A 19472-nucleotide genomic window follows, 5' to 3' on the forward strand; every position below is an offset into this window, starting at 1 on the left:
GGTCGCTTACAAGAGTGCTCCTCCGGGTGTGTCCAGCGCCGGATAGTCGAGATATCCGGCCTCGGAGCCGCCATAGATCCCGAACGGTTGCGGTGAGTTGTAGGTCGCGCCGGCGCGAATGCGCGCCGGTAGATCCGGATTCGCAAGAAACAGCCGGCCGAAGGCGACTGCGTCGGCCTCGCGGGAACCGACTACTCTCGCCGCCTGTTCGGGGGCAATGCCGGCATTGACGACAAGAGGTCCGTGATAGCGTCCGCGAAAGATCGGTAGCATCCTCCCGTAATCCGGGGCTCCGGTCCAAGCGTTGGTATCAGCAAGATGGAGATAGGCAAGTCCGGCTGAATCCAGCCAATCGGCGAGCCAGCCATAAGTATCCTCCGGCTTCGGATCGCGCACGTTGTTGTAGGCCGCGAAGGGCGACAGCCTCAGTCCGATGCGCGAGCGCGGCATGACATCAGCCATCGCCGCGACGATCTCCCTGAGTAACCTGGAGCGTCTTTCGGGGGCACCACCGTACTTGTCGGTGCGAAGGTTGATGGTCGGCGACAGAAACTGGTGTATCAGGTAGCCATTTGCGCCGTGGATCTCGACTCCATCGAACCCTGCGCGCATGGCGTTTGCGGCTGCGAGCTGGAATTCTTTCACCACGATCTGAATTTCTTCGAGAGTCATTGCGCGCGAGGACGTCGCGGCGATCCGCACGTATGCGCCGTTGGCCAGGAGCGCCCACACCTGCAGCCGCTCGAGATCGTCATTCACGCCTGAGGGAGAGAGCGGCTGCTTGTCGGACAGCAGGCCGCGCGCGCTCGCGCGACCGGCGTGCCAGAGCTGCGCAACGACTCGCCCGTCCTGTTTGTGAATCCGATCGACAACCGCTTTCCATCCTTCGGTCTGTTCGTCGGTCCAAAGACCGGGCGTCCGATCGAAAGCGAGGGACATCGGCCCGACGTTGACGCCTTCCGTTATGATCAGGCCGGCGCTCGCTCGCGCCGCATAGTAGTCAGACGCCGAGGGATTGATGACGCCGCGCTCGTCGGCGCGCGAGCGCGTCATCGGGGCCATCACGATCCTGTTTGCGAGAGCGATATCGCCGAAGGACGCAGGATCGAAGAGACTTGTCATGTTCACACTCCTTGGAAGTTCGCATCGTTCACGAAGCTCGATCGAGCTAGTCTGTGCTTCTCTCGCGCGACCAACGATTGCCGAGCGCGAGACCGTATCGGTAGAGAGAATTCCCGTATTCGAGCTGCAGCCGTTCGGTGGACGAAAGCGCAGAATCGACGTTCGCGCCTGCCGACTGCAGAGCGTGCGCAAGGACGGACGCTTCGTAGGCCGCCTTGGCCGTCCCCCCTGCCGTATGGGGACGCACCACGAACGCTGCATCGCCGGTCAGCAGGATTCGACCGAACACCGTCTTCGGCACGGTCACGTCGAGGATGGTCTGAAGAAAGGGGGCGCGCGTCTCCGATACCAGCGCCGCCATCTTGGGATGGATCTCGCGCGAAGCACGCGCCTTTAGCGCCGCGATAGTGCTCTCCGGCGTCATGCCGCGCGGAAGCGAAGAGCGATGCCTTTCGCCGTTCTTGTCGGTCAGCAGGCGCGCAAGGTCTGCGCGGCTCGCGTGCACATACCAGACCCAGTTGAGGCGTCGGAATCCGGGAGTTACGGCATCGTCCTTGCCCGGGATGAGATATGCCAGCATGTGGCCGCCGCTGCGGGCCTCGGAGAAAGTAAAAAGGTCATCGAAGAACGGCAAGAGATCGCCTGACACCTCGCGTTCATCCAGTGTGCCCCTCCAGGCCACGTACCCGGCATATCGCGCCTCGACCTCGGGAAGCATCCTTCGCCTGGTCACGGAGCCCGAACCGTCGGCGGCCAGGAACAGATCGCTTTCGACCCTGGTGCCGTCGCTGAGGCTCGCCAAGATCCTGGAGCCTTCCTGGCTCACGTCGATCACCTCGGAGCCCGCGCGATAGCATTCCCGCGAAACGGCGGCCCGCAACGCGGTGTGAATGGCCTCCCAGGAGGTGAACTGCTGCGGCATCGCCTGGAGCACGCCATCCCCGCTGTCGAAGCCGAGATATCGCCGGCCGCGACACGATGTGAAAGGGAGCGGTCCCGCCCCGTTGTCCGCGAGCAGCCGGGTCAATTCGCTTTGAACGACGATCCCCGCGCCGCGGGCCATCATCGGCCCAGGCACGCGTTCGTGGACGGTCACGGTCGCGCCGATCCTGCGGAGGGCTATCGCGTGGCACAGTCCAGCGATGGACCCGCCGCTGATCGTGACCGCAAGATCATGCTCGGCATGCCGATTCATCCGTTCCTCCCATGCCTCAGTGACGCGACACCTTGCTAGTCCCCGAGGAGACGCTCGGTAACTGCAGCAGCAGGCCGGCACTCGCCAGGATCGCCCCGTAGCCGCAGACGCCGAGCCAGGACAGATGCGCGTAAGCCCAACTCGCCCCCAGTGATCCGAGCGAACCGCCGATGAACATCGCCGTCATGAACACGGTGTTCAGTCTGCTCCGCGCCTCCGGACGAAGCGCAAAGATCAGGTGCTGGTTCGAAACGAGCGCGGCGTTCACACCGACATCGAGCAACACCACCCCGACGACCAGACCTGCGATGGCGTTCCAGCCCGCGAAGGCGATCCAGGAGGAAAGCGAAATGGCGGCGCCAAGCACAACGACCAGGTGAGGTCCACGCTTATCGGCGATGCGGCCGGCGAGAGGAGCAGCGAAAATGCCGGATGCACCGATGACGCCGAACAGGCCAGCAATCTCGGGGCCGAGGCCGAACGCCGGTTCCTGAAGGTGGAGCGACAGAACGGTCCAGAACGCGATAAAGGAGGCGAACATCATCGCTTGCGTGGCCGCGGCAAGTCGTAGCGCCGGCTCCTCGACGAGCAGGTGCCCGAGCGAGCGCAGCGCGCTCGGGTACCCAATCTTCTGTGTCGCATGATGTCTTGGCAAGATTGCGCGAACCAGCGCGGCGGCGCCGAGCGCCAGCGGCACGCCCAACCAAAACATCTCCCGCCATCCGAAATGTGATCCGACGAAGCCCGCAATCGTGCGGCTGAGGAGAATGCCACCGAGGATCCCACTCACCACGGTTCCGACGGCGGCACCTCGGGTCCGGTCGTCCGCAAGTGTCGCCGCAAACGGGACGATCTGTTGAGCCACGGTGGCTGCCACGCCAAGCATGAGGGATGCCCCGATCAACGCAAGCGTGGACGGCGCGATGGCGGCGAATGCGAGAGCCGCCGCGAGGACAACGAACTGGGCGGCGATGAGGCGCCGCCTTTCGACGAGATCCCCCAACGGGACCAGCAACAGGAGCCCGAGCGCGTAGCCGAATTGCGTTGCGGTCGGGATAAGCCCAATTGCTGAGGAATTGGGATAGCTCGCCTCGATCAGACCGAGCAGAGGCTGGTTGTAGTAGATGTTCGCGACCGCGATTCCAGCGGAGATCGCCATGGCGAAGGTGCGTGCGCGGGTGAGCTCGGAAGCCTGGTGCTCCGTTACAATCATTGACGTCGACATAGGTAAGTCCTCGTTTCGTGCGGACGCAATCTCGATTCGACGTGCCCGTCTCTTGACCTCAGACACGATCATCAGTTAATTATCAATCGATAAATAACAAGAGCTGCCGAAATCGGATGTCTTCTATGTGCGCGTGCACCGCTACGGTCGACGGCGGCGGCGCCGGCGCGCGCTCTGCGAGCCTTATGTCGCGGTTGAACGCATGGATTCCGTGCACGCACTTTGGATCGGTTCGTCGCGCTGGGATCGACAGATCGTTCAATTCGCGCATCAAACTGACAAGAGGGCGCACGGGCCTGTCTGATATGACGAGTTGATCGAGGAAGGAAGGTCGATGAAGATCAGGCTCATTCTGCTTGCGCTGCTTGCCGTCGGCACTGTCGGTAGTGCGGGGGCGCTCCTGTATGCTTGGGAATCGGCGATCCCTCCGATCGATCCGAAGTCGCTCGGCGCGCCGGACCGTGCGGCGGTGCGCCGCGGAGCGAACCTTGCCCTCCTCGGCGATTGCGCCACATGCCACACCGCGCCGGGCGCGCGTCCCTATGCCGGTGGGCTGGCGATGCCGACGCCGTTCGGTACTATCTACTCCACCAACATCACGCCGGATCCGGAGACGGGAATCGGCCGCTGGTCGGAGCGGGCTTTCATCCGTGCGCTGCGCTCCGGCGTGGATCGTGAAGGACGTCATCTTTATCCTGCTTTTCCGTACGATCATTTCACGCGCGTGTCGGACGAGGACGCAAAGGCGCTGTACGCCTTCTTTATGTCGATCGAACCGGTGAGGTCGTCGGCACCGGCCAACGAGCTGCCATTTCCGTTGAACATTCGACTGACGCTCGCCGGGTGGAAGCTGCTGTTTCTGCGTCAGGGGCCCTTCGTCGTGGACCCATCGAAGGATGAGATCTGGAACAAAGGAAAGTATCTGGTCGACGGATTGGGGCACTGCGGCGCCTGCCATTCTCCCCGAAATCTCCTCGGCGCGGAAAAGACGTCGGCCGGCTTCGCGGGAGGCGATGCTGAGGGCTGGCGCGCTTATGCGCTCGGGCGAAGCTCGCCATCGCCGATCCTGTGGGAAGAGGGTGCGCTCGCAGACTATCTTGCGCGTGGCTTCCATCCTCTGCACGGGACCGCTCAGGGGCCGATGGCGAACGTGGTCGAGAATTTGTCCCGGGTCGATCCCGCGGACGTTCGCGCGATGGCCCACTATCTCGCCTCTCTCGGCAAGCGAGAGGGACGGAATGGAGCCGAGCCGGAAGCTTTAGGTCCGGGGCGCCTGCCGCAGTCCGCGGGCATTCAGGCCGCGACGCCCCCTGTTCCGTCCGTACCGGGTGGCACCATCTATGCGACCGTCTGCGCGTCGTGCCACGAGAGTGACAGGTCCTTGCCGCTCGGCGGCGCGAGACTCGACCTCTCCACCGCGATCACTGACGACACGCCTGCCAACCTCGTCAATCTGGTGATCAAGGGAATTCCAGCCAGGGGCGGCGCTTCGACGCGCCCGATCATGCCCGGATTCGGCGACGTTCTCGACGACCGGCAGATATCGGATCTCGCCAGCTACTTGCGCAACCGGTTTGCCGGAAAGCCGCAATGGGCTGGGTTGAACAAGGCGGTTGCGGAAGCAAGAGGCGGACGATGAGTCGGAGCAAACAAGGACACAGGAGGCTCGGCGAAGCGGCATGACGACCCTTATTGTCAACGGCGAGAGCCGATCGGTGACGGCGAGTCCTGACACGCCGCTGCTTTACGTCCTCAGGGACGAACTTGGCCTGAACGCGGCGAAATACGGTTGCGGACTCGGGCAGTGCGGAGCTTGCACCGTCATCGTGGACGGCAAGGCCGTGTTCTCCTGCGTGACGCCGGTGATGATGCTGGAGGGGCGGTCGGTCGTCACGGTGGAAGGAATCGGCAGTTCGGACGACCCCGGCCCGATGCAGCGCGCGTTCATCGCCGAACAGGCCGCACAATGCGGATACTGTATTCCTGGCATGATGATGCGCGCCCAGGCACTGCTCAAGCGCGATCCGCATGCGAGCGATGAAGCGATCAGAGCTGAACTGCAGCCTCACCTCTGCCGATGCGGGACGCATATGCGTATCCTGCGAGCGATCCGGCGCGCCGCCGAAGACATGCGGCCGAAAGCAGCCGAGGCAGGGACGGGGCGATGACGCAAGCTTTCTCTCGCCGCAGTGTCCTGGCCGGCGCTGGTGCGCTGATCGTCGCTTTCCAGCTCTCCCGGTCCTGCGCGCAAACCGAGACCGGGACCGGCGGCGGCTCCCCCAAGCTCGGCCTTCCGGGGAGTCTCGACGACACTCCAAGCATCGATGCCTGGATCCGCGTCGATTCCTCGGGTGCTGCCACGATTCTCACCGGGAAGGCCGAACTGGGCCAAGGACTCAAGACTGCGCTTTTGCAGGTCGCAGCAGAAGAGCTCAAGCTGCCGGCGAACCGGCTCTCGCTGGTCACGGCGGACACGGCACGGACGCCCAACGAAGGCTACACCGCGGCAAGTCACTCGATGCAGGACTCCGGTACCGCAATTCGGCACGCGGCGGCACAGGCCCGTGAGATACTGATAGGTGAGGCGGCCCGCAGACTGGGCGTACCCGCCACCTCACTGCAGGCCCGCAACGGCGAGGTATCGGGGCCCAGCGGCGCGCGAGTCAGTTACGGCGAATTGGTTCGCGATCAACTGCTTTCGGGTCAGGCCAAGCCGGCCTCGCGATTGACCCCGCCCGCCGAATTCACGGTGATGGGCCTCCCGGTCCCCCGGATCGATATTCCGGCCAAGGTGACGGGCGAGGCGGCATATGTTCAGGACCTTCGCCCGGAGGGAATGCTGCACGGCCGGGTCGTCCGTCCACCGAGCTACGGAGCCACGCTGCGCGACGTCGACGTCGCGCAAGCGCAACGAGTGAACGGCGTCATGAAGGTCGTTCGCGACGGCAACTTCCTCGGCGTGCTTGCGGACCAGGAATGGCCCGCCATTCAGGCGATGCGAACTCTCGCGGCCAGCACGACCTGGATCGAACAGCAAGCCTTGCCGGAGAGTACGAAACTGCCGGCGGTCTTGATGAACCTGCCTTCGCGGGACACCACCATTCACGATGCCGGGTCGCCGGGAAAGGCGGCAATTTTCGTCGAGGGCACCTTCAGCCGGCCCTATCTGACACACGGCTCAATCGGGCCGTCGTGCGCGCTTGCCCTGTTTCGGGACGGCGAACTGACTGTTTGGACGCATACCCAGGGCGTGTTCTTTCTCCGCGATGCCATCGCCGGCATGCTGCGGCTGCCGGTCGAGAAGGTCCGGTGCATTCATGCGGAAGGGGCCGGCTGCTACGGCCACAACGGAGCCGACGACGCGGCGGCTGACGCAGCGATACTCGCCATGGCCGTACCCGGCCGCCCCGTGAGGCTCCAGCTGATGCGGGAACAGGAGCATGCGTGGGATCCGTTCGGCCCCGGAATGGTCGTCAAGCTCCGCGCCGGGGTCGGAGCGGACGGCGCGATTGCGGACTGGCACCATGAGGTCTGGAGCCAATCGCACATGATGCGGCCTGGTCCTCCCGGTACGCTGACGGCGGCTCGATTGAAGTCGGATCCCTCTCCGCCGGCCCCGCCCATCGCGCTCGCCCAGCCCGAGGGAGGCGGCGACCGGAACGCCGTCCCGCTCTACGCTTTGCCGAACGCCAGGGTCATCAGCCACTTTCTGCCGGATATGCCTTTGCGTGGGTCGTCGATGCGCTCGCTGGGAGGCTACCTCAACGTTCTCTCGATCGAGAGCACCATGGAAGATCTCGCGGTTCGATCCAAGCAGGATCCCGTGGAATTCCGGCTCCGGCACATCTCGGATCCTCGCGCCCGCGAAGTGATCGAAACGGCCGCTTCGCGTTTCGGCTGGGCCATGCGCGTGAAGTCTTCCGGGGGCACGGGATTCGGGTTCGGTTTCGCCCGGTACAAGAACCTGGAGGCCTGGTGCGCCGTCGCCATGGAAATCGAGGTGCAGCGCCAGACGGGCGCTGTGCGCGTCCGGCGCGTCGTGGCCGCCGTTGACACGGGGCAGGTCGTAAATCCCGATGGGGTTCGCAACCAGATCGAAGGCGGCATCCTGCAGTCGCTGAGCTGGACCTTGTTCGAGCAGGTCACGTTCGATCGTACCCGAGTAACCTCCGTGGACTGGTCGTCCTACCCGATCATGCGGTTCGACAGCGTTCCCGAGAAGGTCGAGGTCCACCTTGTAGATCGACCTGGCGACGCGTTCTATGGGGTAGCCGAGGCGGCGCAAGCACCCGCGGGAGCCGCGATCGCAAATGCGATCAAAGACGCGGCGGGCGTGCGGTTGCACGACCTTCCGTTCACGTCGGTCCGCATCAGGAAAGCGATAGGGGCGTGATTGGAACAGCATCTCCCTTCCGCGCAGGAGGCGAATGGATCGGCTGAGCCACATTCGGCTAAGTACGTCGATGCACGGATTCCTCCAACGGTGTTCGATTGGGCTCGATGGCAGCCGTTCCTCCACGCGTTTGCCGCCATGGCCATCGTCGCGATCGCATGGACTGTCGCAGCGTATTGGCCACGATGGACCGGCGCATATCGCTACCAGAGCACGGACGACGCTTACGTGGCCGGCGACGTTACTCCACTTGCCGCCAAGGTGTCCGGGTATGTGAAATCCGTGGCGGTCGACGACTATCAGCACGTGCGCCGCGGTGATCTGGTCGTCGAAATCGATCCCTCGGACTTTCAGGCCCAGCTCGACCTCGCGGAAGCCAACGTGGCTGCAGCGAACGCTGCGCAGGCGCAGATCGCCTCCCGGCGCGCGATACAACTCACCTTGATACGGCAAGCCGAGGCAAACATCCGCGCCAGCCAGGCGGAGCTTGCGCGCGCATCCGCCGAAGCCCGTCGGCAGACCAGTCTGCTGCAGACGCAAATCGCCGGCACGGAGCAACGGGTCGAGCAAGCGAACGCAGAAGCGCTCAAGGCGGAGGCGGCCGTACTTCTCAACCGCGCTCAACTCGATCAGCAGACGGCGCTGCTGTCTCAACTGGATGTCGAGGAGAAGCAGTTGATGGCCCAAACGGCGGCCGCGCACGCCCAAGCCGATCTCGCGCGCAACAATCTTGGCTATACGCGAATCCTGTCGCCTTCGGACGGGATGGTGGCTGCGAGACAGGTACGGCCTGGTCAATTCATCGGCGTGGGCAACCAGGTCATTACGGTGGTTCCCCTTCCCAATGTCTGGGTCATCGCCAACCTCAAAGAGACGCAGATGGCCCGAGTGCGCGCAGGCAATACAGCGCGCGTTACTGTGGACGCCTTTCCGTCTCTAGTGATGAAGGGTCGCGTCGAGAGCTGGTCGCCCGCCACTGGCTCGACATTCGCGCTGCTGCCGCCTGACAACGCGACGGGCAACTTCACCAAGGTCGTGCAGCGCGTTCCTGTCAAGATCACACTGGCGCCGGATCCTGCGTTGGGCAGTCTGATCCGCCCGGGCATGTCGGTGATCGCGACGATCGATACGGCCTCGGACGCCGAGCCGGACGCTTCGCACGAAGGGGGTCGACCGCGGTGACGATCGCCACATCTTTGGGCTGGAGCCCGGCGGCTGCTAGGGGCCATACGCTCAGGCCTTATCTAGGTCTCTTGGGCGTGATGATCGGCTCCATGACGTCCACTCTCAGCACGCGAGTGACCGTGTTCGGGCTCGCCGACCTTCGTGGCGCTCTAGCTGTAGGCTTCGACGAGGGGGCTTGGATCACCACGGCTATCGGAATCGGTCAACTGATCGGGGGAATATCCTGCCCCTACCTCGCGAGCGTGGTCGGGCCCCGTCGCATGCTTCTGGCAGGCATTGCGGTTTTCTTCGCGGCGAGCCTTCTAGCTCCGCTGTCGCCGAACTTTTCGGCCTACATTGTCGCGCAGGTCTTCGGCAGTCTTGGCGCAGGCACCTTCATTCCGCTGACCATCATCTACATCAGTCGTCACGTGCCGAGCCACCTGAAGACCTATGGGTTCGCGATCTTCGCGATGAATTCCGAGTTTTCTCAGAATGTGGCAGCCTCCATCGAGGGATTCTATGCGGACCATTGGTCCTGGCACTGGATGAACTGGCAGTATTGCCTGGTGCTGCCGATCATGTTTGCATGCGTCCGCTACGGAATCCCGCAAGACGATCCTGACGACGGCTCGAAATTGCGTAATTTGGATTGGCCGGCGCTCCTGTATGGCTGGCTCGGCTTCGGTCTGCTCTACGCAGGCATCGATCAGGGAAATCGGCTCGACTGGATAGGGAGCGGTCTCGTCTCCGGATTGCTCCTTGGGGGCTTTCTTGCCGTCCTGGCATTCATCGTCCGCGAGCTTACGACCTCGCACCCGGCAATCGATATCCGAATTCTCTCTCGCAGCGACCTGTTGTTGTTCTTTATCCTGCTGGCCGGCTTTCGCTTCATCATCCTATCGATCGGCTATATTATCCCGGTCTACCTGCAGGTTATCCAGAACTACCGCGGCCTCCAGGTCGGGACGGTGCTGCTATGGATCGCGCTGCCGCAGTTCTTGCTCGTCCTGCCGCTGGGGCGGCTTCTACAGCAACTTGATCCCAGGTGGACGTTGGGTCTGGGCTCGGCGCTGATCGCGGCTGCGTGCCTGATCGCCACCAATTTGACCGATCAATGGGCGACGGGCGATTTCCTGGGCCCTCAGGCGCTGCAGGCAGTGGGACAATCCCTGGCGCTCACAAGTCTGGTGATCTTGATATCGCGATCGATCACGCCTGCTCAAGCCGTCGCGATCGGATCTTTCATGCAGACGAGTCGATTGCTCGGGGGAGAGATCGGCACCGCCTTCATGCAGACCTTCGTGCGGGTGCGCGAGCAGATCCACTCGAACCTGCTCGGCCTGCATGTGCAGATGCAGGATGACCTTACGGGCGATCGACTGTCGGCCTACGGTCGCGCATTGAGCTCGCATGCGTCCGAGGGCGTAGCGCAGGCGATGAAATTGCTGGCCGGTGCGGTCGCACGACAGGCTTCTATCCTCGCTTACATCGACGGATTTTGCGCCGCAGCCGTGGTCGCGGCCCTATGTTGGATCCTCGCCGCGTTCGTCCGAAGTCCGGGTGCGGCGCGGGGCGAAGCCTCTTCCCGATAGCTCCCGGGCGACCGAGAACGGATCAAGGGCTCGTCTTTGCCGGAAGAACGGTGCGCACGCCGCCGAGGAAGGTCGCTACTTTCGCATCGATGATCGAGTCGACGTCGGTCTCGAGCGGCATGGAATAAATGAACTGACGTACCCCGAGATAGAATATGGCCGCATGCAGTCCCCACACCATCTCGATTTCGAGAACGGTGATCGGAAGGTCGCCGGTCGAGGGACGCCCGTATTCGAACCTGATCTCCTCGATGACCTTTTCGAATGCGCGCTCTCGCAGCATCTTGAGATATCGGGCGTTCAGGCCGAGGTTCTTGAGGCCCGCGAACATGAAGAGCCGGATCCATTCGTAGGTGAGAATGACCTGCGCGTACTCCCGGTAGAAGCGACCTAGCCTCGCCTTCAGAGGAACCGAGCGGTCGGTGATGATCTTTTCCCAGGATGGATTCCAGCGTCCCACGAAGACCTCCTGGTAGACCCGCTCGATGAGGGCCTCCTTGCTTGGAAAATAGCGATAGAGCAGGGGCTGGGTGATGCCCAGCCGTCTGGCGAGTTCGCGGGTTTGCCCCTCGAACCCGTGCTCGGCGAAAAACGAGACCGCTTCTCGGGCGATGATCGCTTCGCGCTCGGTTGGGTCCAGCCTCTGCTGTTCCCGAGGGGGCGCGGGGCGCCGCGTTTTGCTGAGAGTTTTCATCTGCGATTCGTCGTTGTTGCCATTCGGCCCTTCATACATGGTTTGCTGCGGCACCAGTCCTCCAATCACACTTTGTTTATCGATCGATAAATAGCGGTTGACAGGGATCAATGACACGCGGATAATTGATCAAACGATAAATAACGCTATCGTATTGGCAACCGCAAGGGAGGCTGCTCATGAGGGACTATCCTTCAAAGCGTGGGACGCATCCGAAAGCCTTGGTGATCGGCGGGTCGATGGCCGGCCTATTCGCTGCTTTGCTGCTGCGCCGGGAGGGCTGGAACGTCGAAGTATATGAGCGGATTGGCGCGGAGTTGGCAGGTCGCGGCGCGGGCATCGTCACCCATTCCGAGCTGTTCGAAGTGCTAGGCAAGGCCGGCATCGATACTCGAGCCGCGGCAGTCGGAGTCGCAGTGCCGGGCCGGCGAGTGCTGGACCAGACCGGCCGCATCGCGGGCGAGCTCGGGCTGCACCAGGTTCTTACCTCCTGGGGACATCTTTACGGTCTCTTGAAGGCCGCGTTTCCGGCGGAGCACTATCATCACGGAAGTAACCTTGTCGATGTCGCCGATCTTGGCGATCGCGTGGTGGCGCGCTTCTCCGACGGCTCCGAGGCCTCCGGAGATCTGCTGATCGGCGCGGACGGTATATTTTCGAGCATCCGGTCGCGGCTTGCCGCAGACATACGTCCTGCGTATGCGGGCTACGTCGCCTGGCGAGGCCTCGTCAATGAACGCGATCTGTCACCCCGGACGCGCGCGGAATTGTGCGATTGGTTCGCCTTCAGCCTACCTCCCGGAGAGCAGATGCTCGGCTATCCGGTCGCCGGGCCCAACGAAGCGATGGCCATCGGCGAACGGCGGTTCAATTTCGTCTGGTATCGCCCGGCGGATGCCGACCATGGGTTGGCGGATCTCCTCACGGACGTCGACGGCATCAGACATGAATTGTCCATTCCGCCGACCAAGATCCGGCCTGGCGTGATCGCGGCGATGCGACAGGACGCGGAGAGACTGCTTGCACCGCAATTCGCCGAGGTCGTTCGACTCACCTCGCAGCCGTTCATACAAGCCATTCTCGATCTCGAGACGCCGCGCATGCTGCTCGGATCGCGGACGCTGATTTTGGGCGATGCCGCTTTCGTCGCGAGACCCCACGTCGGAATGGGCGTTACGAAGGCCGCGGCCGACGCCGCGGCTCTCGTCGATGCGCTGCGTGCCTGTCCCGGCGATCTGCCCGCGGCGCTCGCGAAGTTCGAGTCGATGCGGCTTCCTTTTGGGGCCGCGGTCGTCCGCCGCGCGCGCCAGCTCGGCGCATACATGCAGGCGCAGATCGCCACCGCCGAAGAACGTGCAATGGCCGAGCAGCACCGCAGCCCGGAAGCGGTGATGACGGAAACCGCCGTCGCGACGGGCATCGCTGCCTGACGAGTTTTCAAGAGGGAGGATTGCAAACCATGGACCTGCAAACCATTCAGGCTCATCCGGCTTTTAGACAGCTTGCGCGCGAACGCTCGCGGCTCGGCGTCGCCATGTCTATCGTCATGGCCGCCGCGTACTTCGCCTATATCCTGACGATCGCATTCTGGCCGCGCCTGCTCGGCCATCCGCTGTGGGACGGCACGGTGATCACCTGGGGCGTCCTGATCGGCGTCGGTCTGATTGCACTCGGGTTCCTTCTCACCGCCGTCTATGTCCGGCGGGCCAATTCCCGTTTCGATCGCCTCAACCAACTTCTTATGGAGGACCTCCGATGACGTCGCGCCTGGCTCGCGGAGCGTTGTTCGCTACCGTATTCGCGTTTCTTTCCGATCCTGCCGGGGCCGACGCGCTGACATCCGCGGTCGGTGCGCGGCAAGCGTTGAACCCAACTGCGATCGCCATGTTCCTGGGATTCGTGGCGATAAGCCTTGCGATCACATGGTGGGCGGCAAGACAGGGGACGAGCACCGCCAAGGATTTCTACGCCGCAGGAGCGGGCCTCAAGGGCGTCCAGAACGGGTTGGCCATTGCCGGCGATTACACTTCGGCGGCGACCTTCCTGGGTGTCACCGCGCTCGTCTACACCTCGGGCTACGACGGCATGATCTACGCCATCGGCTTTCTCGTCGGCTTTCCGATGATCCTCTTTCTGATCGCGGAGCCATTGCGCAATCTGGGACGCTACACATTCGCCGACGTGGTGGCGTACCGGTTGTCCGAGGTCCCGGTCAGGGCGATTGCCGGGGTGAACACGCTGGTGATCGTGGTCTTCTACCTGATCGCTCAACTGGTCGGGGCCGGCAAATTGATCCAGCTTTTGTTCGGCCTTCCCTACATCTACGCGGTGGGCATCGTTGGCGGGCTGATGATGGTCTATGTGACTGTCGGAGGCATGCTCGCGACGACCTGGGTGCAGATCATCAAGGCGGTGCTGCTGATGTCAGGCTCGGTATTGATGTCGATCCTGATACTCGGCCATTTCGGCTTCAATCTGGAGGCGCTGTTCCGGGAAGCAGTCGGTCTGCACCCGAAGGCCGCGGCCATCATGGCTCCCGGCGGTCTCGTCAAGGACCCGGTATCTGCGATATCGCTGGGGTTGGCGCTGATCTTCGGTACGGCCGGACTGCCGCACATCCTCATGCGCTTCTTCACCGTGAGTGATGCACGTCAGGCCCGCACGTCAGTGCTGGTGGCCACGGGATTCATTTCCATCTTCTACACTCTGCTGTTCGTGCTCGGGTTCGGCGCGATCGCGATCGTCACGGCGAATCCCCAGTTCCGGGACGCGTCGGGAGGGCTGCTCGGTGGCGTCAACATGGTGGCACTGCACTTGGCAGACGCGGTCGGCGGATCGGTGCTGCTCGGGTTCATTTCCGCGGTGGCGTTCGCAACCATCCTCGCCGTCGTCTCGGGGCTGACCCTTGCGGGCGCCTCCGCCGCAAGCCACGATCTCTATGCGCGCGTGATCCGCAAAGGGCGCGCGAGCGAGCAGGAGGAGGTGCTCGTCTCGAAGGCTGCCGCGGTCGCAATCAGTCTGCTCTCGATGGGCTTGGGCATCGTCTTCGAAAACCAGAATATCGCGTTCATGGTCGGACTGGTGTTCGCGATCGCAGCAAGCGCGAATTTTCCGGTGATACTTCTGTCGATCGTCTGGCCCGACCTCACGACCCGGGGCGCGGTCAGCGGATCCCTCGCGGGTCTAGCGACTTCGGTAGGCCTCGTCGCCCTCAGTCCAGGCGTATGGACGGCGACGCTAAAGCTTGGGGCGGCACCCTTCCCCTACGACAATCCCGCACTTGTCTCTGTTCCTCTCGCATTCGCGGTGTCGTGGGCGGTTTCTGTGCTGGATCGCAGTGCGGCCGCCACTTCTGTCCGTGCATCCTTCGGCGCGCAGCACGTTCGGGCGCACACCGGACTGGGCGTCAAGTAGCGCAGCCCGGATCATCTAACTCGAGGAGACACAGCAGTGAGCGTCGATGTAACGGAAAAGGGAAGGGCCGCCTGGCCCGAGGCCATTCGCAAGGAGTTCGAGGCAAATCAGTTCAATGGACGTGTCGGCACGCGTCTGTTGTCCGAAACCGAGCGCGTGCGCGTCTGGGAAATCCGCCTCGCTCCGGGCGAGCGCATCGGATTCCATCGTCACGTGCTGGACTACTTCTGGACCGCCGTGACGCCCGGCCGAGCTCGCTCACACGCCGAGGACGGGACCATCGTGGATGCGGTGTATTCGGCCGGCGATACTCGTCATTTCGTCTATGGGAAGGGCGATCACAAGATTCATGACCTCGAAAACGTCGGCGACACTGATTTGTGGTTCACCACCGTCGAGTTTCTGGACAGCGCCAATGCGCCCCTGGAGCTTGGCATCTGAACGCCTTCGCGAAGCCGGCCGCGAACCGGCGACGATGGTCGATTGTCTCGCCAGCAAAACAGGGGAAAACGAAGAGTGAATTCACGCAGACATTTCTTGAAATCCGCCGCGGCAACGGCCGGCATGGTCTTCTGCCGTTGTGGACTGATGAGGACCGCAGATGCGCGGCCAGGGCGTGCTCCGCGCCTTCCCGTCATGGTCGAGGGCAAACGTGTCAAGACGATCGATGTCCATTCGCATTGTCTGTTCCATGATGCGGCGGCCCTGATCGGGGACGAAGCGGCGAGCCTCACGCCGCCCCTGAACAATGTTCAAGAGGTTTATCTCGACATCGAACAACGCCTCAACGCGATGGATGCTCAAGCGATCGACATGGAGGTCCTGTCCATCAATCCATTTTGGTACGGCAAAGATCGGGACTTGGCCGAGAAAATTGTCAGCATCCAGAACGAGAGGCTGGCGGAGATCGTTGCATCTCACCCGGATCGTTTCGCTGCCTTCGCATCGCTCACGCTGCAGGATCCGGCGCTTGCGGTTCGACAGCTTGAAATCGCCGTCAAGAGACAAGGGCTCAAGGGTGCTGCGATCGGCGATCAGGTGGCCGGCGACGAGTTCTCAAATCCCAAGTTCGATCCTGTATGGGCCAAGGCGGAAGAGCTCGGTGCCGTTCTCTTCATCCATCCGCAAGGCGTGCCGGAGTTGGACAAGCGCTGGAAAGGCAATGGATGGCTCGCGAACACTGTCGCTTATCCGTTGGGCACGACGATCGCACTACAGCACCTGATTTTTGACGGGACGCTCGACAAGTTCACGGGGCTGAAGGTCCTTGCGGCGCATGGCGGTGGCTATCTGCCGTCTTACGCAGGGCGGGACGATCATGCCTGCACAGTCGCGCCGACCTTTTGCGACCCGACCATTAAGCTGAAGAAAAAGCCGACGGAGTACCTGAACCAGCTCTATTTCGACGCTCTGGTTTTCACGCCCGAAGCGCTGCGTCACCTCGCGGCGCAGGTGGGCGTCAGTCAGATCCTGCTCGGAAGCGACTATCCCTATATCTGGGAACTGGCTCCCGTCGAGCATGTCTTCGCAACGGAAACGCTCAGCGACGATGAGAAACGGGCTATTCTCGGGGGAAATGCCGCAAAGCTGTTCGGCTTTAGCTGAGGAGTCCGGGCGTCAATACCCCGGCAGAAGAATGCGAGAGGCGCGCCGCCGAGATCACCCAGAGATGAGGAGGGCAGCGGTAGGGCGCCACGATCAGACCTCGCCGGAGCCGGAGAACAGCACGCCCGGCGGGGTCGCGCGGCGGCGGGATGGACCGGCTGCCTCGTGATCCGGGACGTACCGCCGGGCCAGCTCGAGCAAGCGTCGCCTGGTGAACGGGTCCGCGTTCTCGGCCAGATCGCGCGCCCGCTGCGCGAAGCCCTTGTAGAACTCTTCTGCGACCCCCCCCCCGGGGGGTTCGCTGGGCCTGCGCATCGCAGAGAGTCGTGATGAGTGATCTCGCTATCGATCGAGCTCGCCTTTACCGTGGCGCGGAAAGGGGGGATTCGTACGCCGCGACTTGGCGCGACTGCGGAAGTGACGCGCGTGCTCGAATGTGTGAACTAGTCAACTGACGTATGGCCCTTGCTTAACCTAGATCGTTGAGGGAGGGCGACGCCGCGGACCGGGCGAGATGGTGGGCTCTCGACCCGGTATGTCCCCCGGGACCGGTCCCACGCCTTAACGGAGCGGTGACGAGTGCCACATGCGGTTAAGGCCGCCGCCTCGAAGTCGTTTAAGGGTGCCACATAGGACGAGTTGGCCCCTCTGCTGCAAGCACCTGGTAGTCGCTCAGTTCGACAAGCTCGCTCACGTTCGAGATGTCGGCGCTCGCGAGCGTGCGGGTGGGAGCCGAGACCCCACCAGGCAAGAGTTGGCGATTAGGAGCAGCATTCCATTAGCTCCCCGTTTCCTCGCCTTCCGTCGGACGGATCTCGATCACAAGGCCCGCATTGAAGTGACCACCCTCAACAGGATTACAGACGACGCGCGTTCGGCCATGTTGTTCATCGAACGATGCATGCACATGCCCAAAAATCCATAGCTCAGGCCGGATGCTGTCGTGGATGTTTGGGAGTAGATCCGAGCAATAGAACGCGGGCGCCCACCACGGGACTCTGTGCTCCTGGTACACGTCGGCGACATGTGCGAGCGGCGCGTGGTGCGTTACAACCACGGTCGCTTCGCGTTCGAGCGTTGCGACTTGGTCCAGCAGTATTGCTCTTTCGCGCGCGTGCTCCGCTAGAAAAGCGTACGGACTGAATGGGCCACGCTCAGTCCTGACGGCGCGAAACTCCTTTGGGCCATCGCGCCAATGTCCGGCTAGAAATCGGGATCCCCGCGCAACCAGCTCAGGAATTTCGGGCGGCATCCATCGTCCAGCCTGTGACCAGTCTGTCCACAAGGTAAGACCGACAAAGCGGACGTCACCGATTTCGCCCTCCGGCTGCTCCGAGTTCAACACGATGACGATATCGTCACGCGCGCGCGAGTTCTGACGCTCGGCTTCTTCTTGCATCTGCTTATGGAAATCGGAGATCGTGCGCTTGTCCGTATGGTCTAATGTGTACACATCATGATTTCCAGGGACAATGATTGCAGGCTTTCCTTGCGCGATGTGGACTACGCTTTGGACAGCTTTCTCGGGCTGGCTTTCCCATATGTCGCCGGCGCACACCAAAACGTCGAACGTCGACGGGTCCAGCTGCGGTAGCTCCTCCAGCTTGCGTCGCTCGAGGTGTATGTCTGAGATCGGAAGGATGCGCATGCTTCCGCTCCCAAGGCCTGAGCTCAGGCTGACTTTCGCTCGGAGGCGGGGTCTACCTCCAACAATGGGACATCCAGACTCGGAATCTCAGGCATCGCCTTGCCCGCAATAGCTTGAAGGTCGCCAACCATGCCGACGGTTGACTCGATGACAGAGACAATCTGGGTTTCGCGCTTGGACCATTGCCGAGTCATAAACTTTCGCTCCTTGTCGAGATCCTCACGCATGTCGTTGAATTTCTCGACCACGGCTTCGACCCGCTGCCGAAATTTCGTTCCCGTCAGATAGTTGTAGACCTGCTCCATCTTACTCTGTTGACCCTGCTGAACAAGCCGAGTGCTGTTGACCTCGAGAAGCATCTGCCGGAGGGCAACGGCGACGGGAACGGCGCACCGCGGATGGGCGACCCAAACGCCGTCGACGAGATCGAAGCTCTCCACGTGCTTAGGAAGGGTCTGCGAAATAATAAGGGCTACGTCGGCGCCGGACCGACGCTGGTCGTCGCGGAGCTTGGAAAGCCAATTATCATTCCAGGCTTTCGTCCGCTTTGACTCCCATAGGATTCCACCTGCTGGCTGGCCGATTGCCCCGTTAACTTGCTGCATAACGTCGGCGCCGTGCTCGCCCTTGGCGATCGGCTCGACCAGATCGGCCGGAAACCTTGCGCGCAACAAGTCTTCTAGTTCGAGCTCCAGAACTTCACCTTGAGATTGCTGCGAACCTTGCTCGGCCTTGCGCTTGAGCTCCTCGATCGTGCGGGCCATTGACTCGATGGTCTGGTCCTTTTCAGCGACCCGGAGGCGCGCGGCTTCGTCGGCATCCTGCTTAGCTTTAGCCCGGATACTCTCTTCGGAAGCTTGCACACGCTTTTCGATAGTCAGGTCGAGCTCGCGTTTGGCTTCTTCGAACTCGCGCTGTCTGCGCAGAAAATCAGCTTGAGCCTTCTGAGCCTCTGCAAGCTTGGTATTGTTCGCCTCGAGGAGCTGTCGAAGCTCTTGCGTCTCCGCCGTTTTGGCACGCAGGTCGGCCTCTGCTGCCTCTCGGGCCTTCTTACTCTCGATGGCGGTAATTTGGGTCCGCTCGGCGGCCAGTCGCTGTGCAATCTGCTCTTCGAGCTGCTCCCGCGATTTCGCGAGCTGTTCGCGTTCAAGACGTACGTCTTCGAGCTTGCGCGCGACTTCCGCGTCCTTATTGGCGAGCTGTGCCTGGAAACGTTGGCGCGTTTGCTCAATTAGAGGAGCGGCGAGGGATTCCGTCAGGTGGATCTCATGATTGCAATTCGGGCAGTGCAACGTCGGCTCGAGTGCGCCCGCGGCAGGCATTGCTCTTACGTTCATTTTCGTTGGACTCCTTCACTGCAATGCTGCCGCAATAGCCGAGTCCCGGGTAGCCTGGGTGCGATTTTCCCCCCACTCAC

Annotated in this window: 17 protein-coding genes; 10 read left to right on the forward strand and 7 right to left on the reverse strand. The window is 62.4% G+C overall.

Annotated elements, in window-relative coordinates; all coding sequences use genetic code 11:
- Nucleotides 1-6 precede the first annotated feature (6 nt).
- The 3 genes from HZZ13_RS05305 to HZZ13_RS05315 are packed head-to-tail and all read right to left on the reverse strand — an operon-like array spanning nt 7 to nt 3542.
- A complete protein-coding gene (locus HZZ13_RS05305; protein WP_197958874.1) occupies nt 7-1122 on the reverse strand; it encodes an alkene reductase in 1116 nt (371 codons plus the stop codon).
- A 46-nt stretch (nt 1123-1168) separates the two neighbouring features.
- Entirely contained in the window at nt 1169-2317 is a 1149-nt protein-coding gene (locus tag HZZ13_RS05310; RefSeq protein ID WP_197958599.1) for an FAD binding domain-containing protein, read from the reverse strand.
- Nucleotides 2318-2333: 16 nt separating this feature from the next.
- On the reverse strand, nt 2334-3542 hold the full coding sequence (locus HZZ13_RS05315) for an MFS transporter (protein ID WP_197958600.1): 1209 nt from the start codon (nt 3540-3542) through the stop codon (nt 2334-2336).
- Between the two features lie 334 nt (nt 3543-3876).
- On the opposite strand from HZZ13_RS05315, the gene HZZ13_RS05320 reads away from it, so the two are divergent.
- The 5 genes from HZZ13_RS05320 (at nt 3877) to HZZ13_RS05340 (ending at nt 10694) form a co-directional block, all read left to right on the forward strand.
- Complete coding sequence (locus tag HZZ13_RS05320) at nt 3877-5181, forward strand: cytochrome c (protein WP_197958601.1); 1305 nt, start codon at nt 3877-3879, stop codon at nt 5179-5181.
- 40 nt (nt 5182-5221) lie between these two features.
- The gene (locus tag HZZ13_RS05325; RefSeq protein ID WP_197958875.1) at nt 5222-5710 is read left to right on the forward strand and encodes a (2Fe-2S)-binding protein; all 489 of its coding nucleotides are present in this window, start codon (nt 5222-5224) and stop codon (nt 5708-5710) included.
- The gene (locus tag HZZ13_RS05330) at nt 5707-7935 is read left to right on the forward strand and encodes a xanthine dehydrogenase family protein molybdopterin-binding subunit (RefSeq protein ID WP_197958602.1); all 2229 of its coding nucleotides are present in this window, start codon (nt 5707-5709) and stop codon (nt 7933-7935) included. The genes HZZ13_RS05325 and HZZ13_RS05330 overlap by 4 nt, the downstream gene beginning before the upstream one ends.
- The gene (locus HZZ13_RS05335; RefSeq protein ID WP_246504315.1) at nt 7936-9117 is read left to right on the forward strand and encodes an HlyD family secretion protein; all 1182 of its coding nucleotides are present in this window, start codon (nt 7936-7938) and stop codon (nt 9115-9117) included.
- 92 nt (nt 9118-9209) lie between these two features.
- Nucleotides 9210-10694: an MFS transporter gene (locus tag HZZ13_RS05340; protein ID WP_246504316.1), complete on the forward strand. Its 1485-nt coding sequence runs from the start codon at nt 9210-9212 to the stop codon at nt 10692-10694.
- A 22-nt stretch (nt 10695-10716) separates the two neighbouring features.
- On the opposite strand, the gene HZZ13_RS05345 is transcribed toward HZZ13_RS05340, so the two are convergent.
- The gene (locus HZZ13_RS05345) at nt 10717-11388 is read right to left on the reverse strand and encodes a TetR/AcrR family transcriptional regulator (protein WP_197958878.1); all 672 of its coding nucleotides are present in this window, start codon (nt 11386-11388) and stop codon (nt 10717-10719) included.
- Between the two features lie 179 nt (nt 11389-11567).
- On the opposite strand from HZZ13_RS05345, the gene HZZ13_RS05350 reads away from it, so the two are divergent.
- The 5 genes from HZZ13_RS05350 to HZZ13_RS05370 all read left to right on the forward strand — a co-directional run bounded on the left by HZZ13_RS05350 (nt 11568) and on the right by HZZ13_RS05370 (nt 16407).
- Entirely contained in the window at nt 11568-12818 is a 1251-nt protein-coding gene (locus HZZ13_RS05350; RefSeq protein WP_197958603.1) for an FAD binding domain-containing protein, read from the forward strand.
- A 29-nt stretch (nt 12819-12847) separates the two neighbouring features.
- Nucleotides 12848-13147, forward strand: coding sequence for a DUF485 domain-containing protein (locus HZZ13_RS05355; RefSeq protein WP_197958604.1), 300 nt, complete (start codon nt 12848-12850; stop codon nt 13145-13147).
- Complete coding sequence (gene actP / locus HZZ13_RS05360; RefSeq protein WP_197958605.1) at nt 13144-14802, forward strand: cation/acetate symporter ActP; 1659 nt, start codon at nt 13144-13146, stop codon at nt 14800-14802. Before HZZ13_RS05355 ends, actP begins: the two co-directional genes overlap by 4 nt.
- Before the next feature lie 36 nt (nt 14803-14838).
- A complete protein-coding gene (locus tag HZZ13_RS05365; RefSeq protein WP_197958606.1) occupies nt 14839-15243 on the forward strand; it encodes a cupin domain-containing protein in 405 nt (134 codons plus the stop codon).
- A 96-nt stretch (nt 15244-15339) separates the two neighbouring features.
- Entirely contained in the window at nt 15340-16407 is a 1068-nt protein-coding gene (locus HZZ13_RS05370; protein WP_246504317.1) for an amidohydrolase family protein, read from the forward strand.
- A 93-nt stretch (nt 16408-16500) separates the two neighbouring features.
- Here HZZ13_RS05370 and HZZ13_RS36695 read toward each other — a convergent pair whose 3' ends face one another.
- The 3 genes from HZZ13_RS36695 to HZZ13_RS05380 form a co-directional block, all read right to left on the reverse strand.
- Nucleotides 16501-16722 carry a hypothetical protein gene (locus HZZ13_RS36695; protein ID WP_246504318.1) on the reverse strand — a complete coding sequence of 74 codons (222 nt, stop codon included), beginning with the start codon at nt 16720-16722 and terminating at the stop codon, nt 16501-16503.
- Nucleotides 16723-17185: 463 nt separating this feature from the next.
- Entirely contained in the window at nt 17186-18055 is an 870-nt protein-coding gene (locus tag HZZ13_RS05375) for a metallophosphoesterase family protein (RefSeq protein WP_197958608.1), read from the reverse strand.
- A gap of 23 nt (nt 18056-18078) precedes the next feature.
- Complete coding sequence (locus HZZ13_RS05380) at nt 18079-19392, reverse strand: DUF2130 domain-containing protein (protein WP_197958609.1); 1314 nt, start codon at nt 19390-19392, stop codon at nt 18079-18081.
- Nucleotides 19393-19472 lie beyond the last annotated feature (80 nt).

This window comes from Bradyrhizobium agreste (genome assembly GCF_016031625.1).
Taxonomy (GTDB): Bacteria; Pseudomonadota; Alphaproteobacteria; order Rhizobiales; family Xanthobacteraceae; genus Bradyrhizobium; species Bradyrhizobium agreste.

Excerpts from the sequence above, each read along its gene's own strand:
- HZZ13_RS05375 (WP_197958608.1), bottom strand. The coding sequence starts at position 18,055 with ATGCGCATCCTTCCGATCTCAGACATACACCTCGAGCGACGCAAGCTG.
- HZZ13_RS05340 (WP_246504316.1), top strand. The coding sequence starts at position 9,210 with ATGACGTCCACTCTCAGCACGCGAGTGACCGTGTTCGGGCTCGCCGAC.
- HZZ13_RS05325 (WP_197958875.1), top strand. The coding sequence starts at position 5,222 with ATGACGACCCTTATTGTCAACGGCGAGAGCCGATCGGTGACGGCGAGT.
- HZZ13_RS05350 (WP_197958603.1), top strand. The coding sequence starts at position 11,568 with ATGAGGGACTATCCTTCAAAGCGTGGGACGCATCCGAAAGCCTTGGTG.
- HZZ13_RS05330 (WP_197958602.1), top strand. The coding sequence starts at position 5,707 with ATGACGCAAGCTTTCTCTCGCCGCAGTGTCCTGGCCGGCGCTGGTGCG.
- HZZ13_RS05315 (WP_197958600.1), bottom strand. The coding sequence starts at position 3,542 with ATGTCGACGTCAATGATTGTAACGGAGCACCAGGCTTCCGAGCTCACC.
- HZZ13_RS05345 (WP_197958878.1), bottom strand. The coding sequence starts at position 11,388 with ATGAAAACTCTCAGCAAAACGCGGCGCCCCGCGCCCCCTCGGGAACAG.
- HZZ13_RS05305 (WP_197958874.1), bottom strand. The coding sequence starts at position 1,122 with ATGACAAGTCTCTTCGATCCTGCGTCCTTCGGCGATATCGCTCTCGCA.
- HZZ13_RS05355 (WP_197958604.1), top strand. The coding sequence starts at position 12,848 with ATGGACCTGCAAACCATTCAGGCTCATCCGGCTTTTAGACAGCTTGCG.
- HZZ13_RS05380 (WP_197958609.1), bottom strand. The coding sequence starts at position 19,392 with ATGAACGTAAGAGCAATGCCTGCCGCGGGCGCACTCGAGCCGACGTTG.
- HZZ13_RS05320 (WP_197958601.1), top strand. The coding sequence starts at position 3,877 with ATGAAGATCAGGCTCATTCTGCTTGCGCTGCTTGCCGTCGGCACTGTC.
- actP (WP_197958605.1), top strand. The coding sequence starts at position 13,144 with ATGACGTCGCGCCTGGCTCGCGGAGCGTTGTTCGCTACCGTATTCGCG.
- HZZ13_RS05310 (WP_197958599.1), bottom strand. The coding sequence starts at position 2,317 with ATGAATCGGCATGCCGAGCATGATCTTGCGGTCACGATCAGCGGCGGG.
- HZZ13_RS36695 (WP_246504318.1), bottom strand. The coding sequence starts at position 16,722 with ATGCGCAGGCCCAGCGAACCCCCCGGGGGGGGGGTCGCAGAAGAGTTC.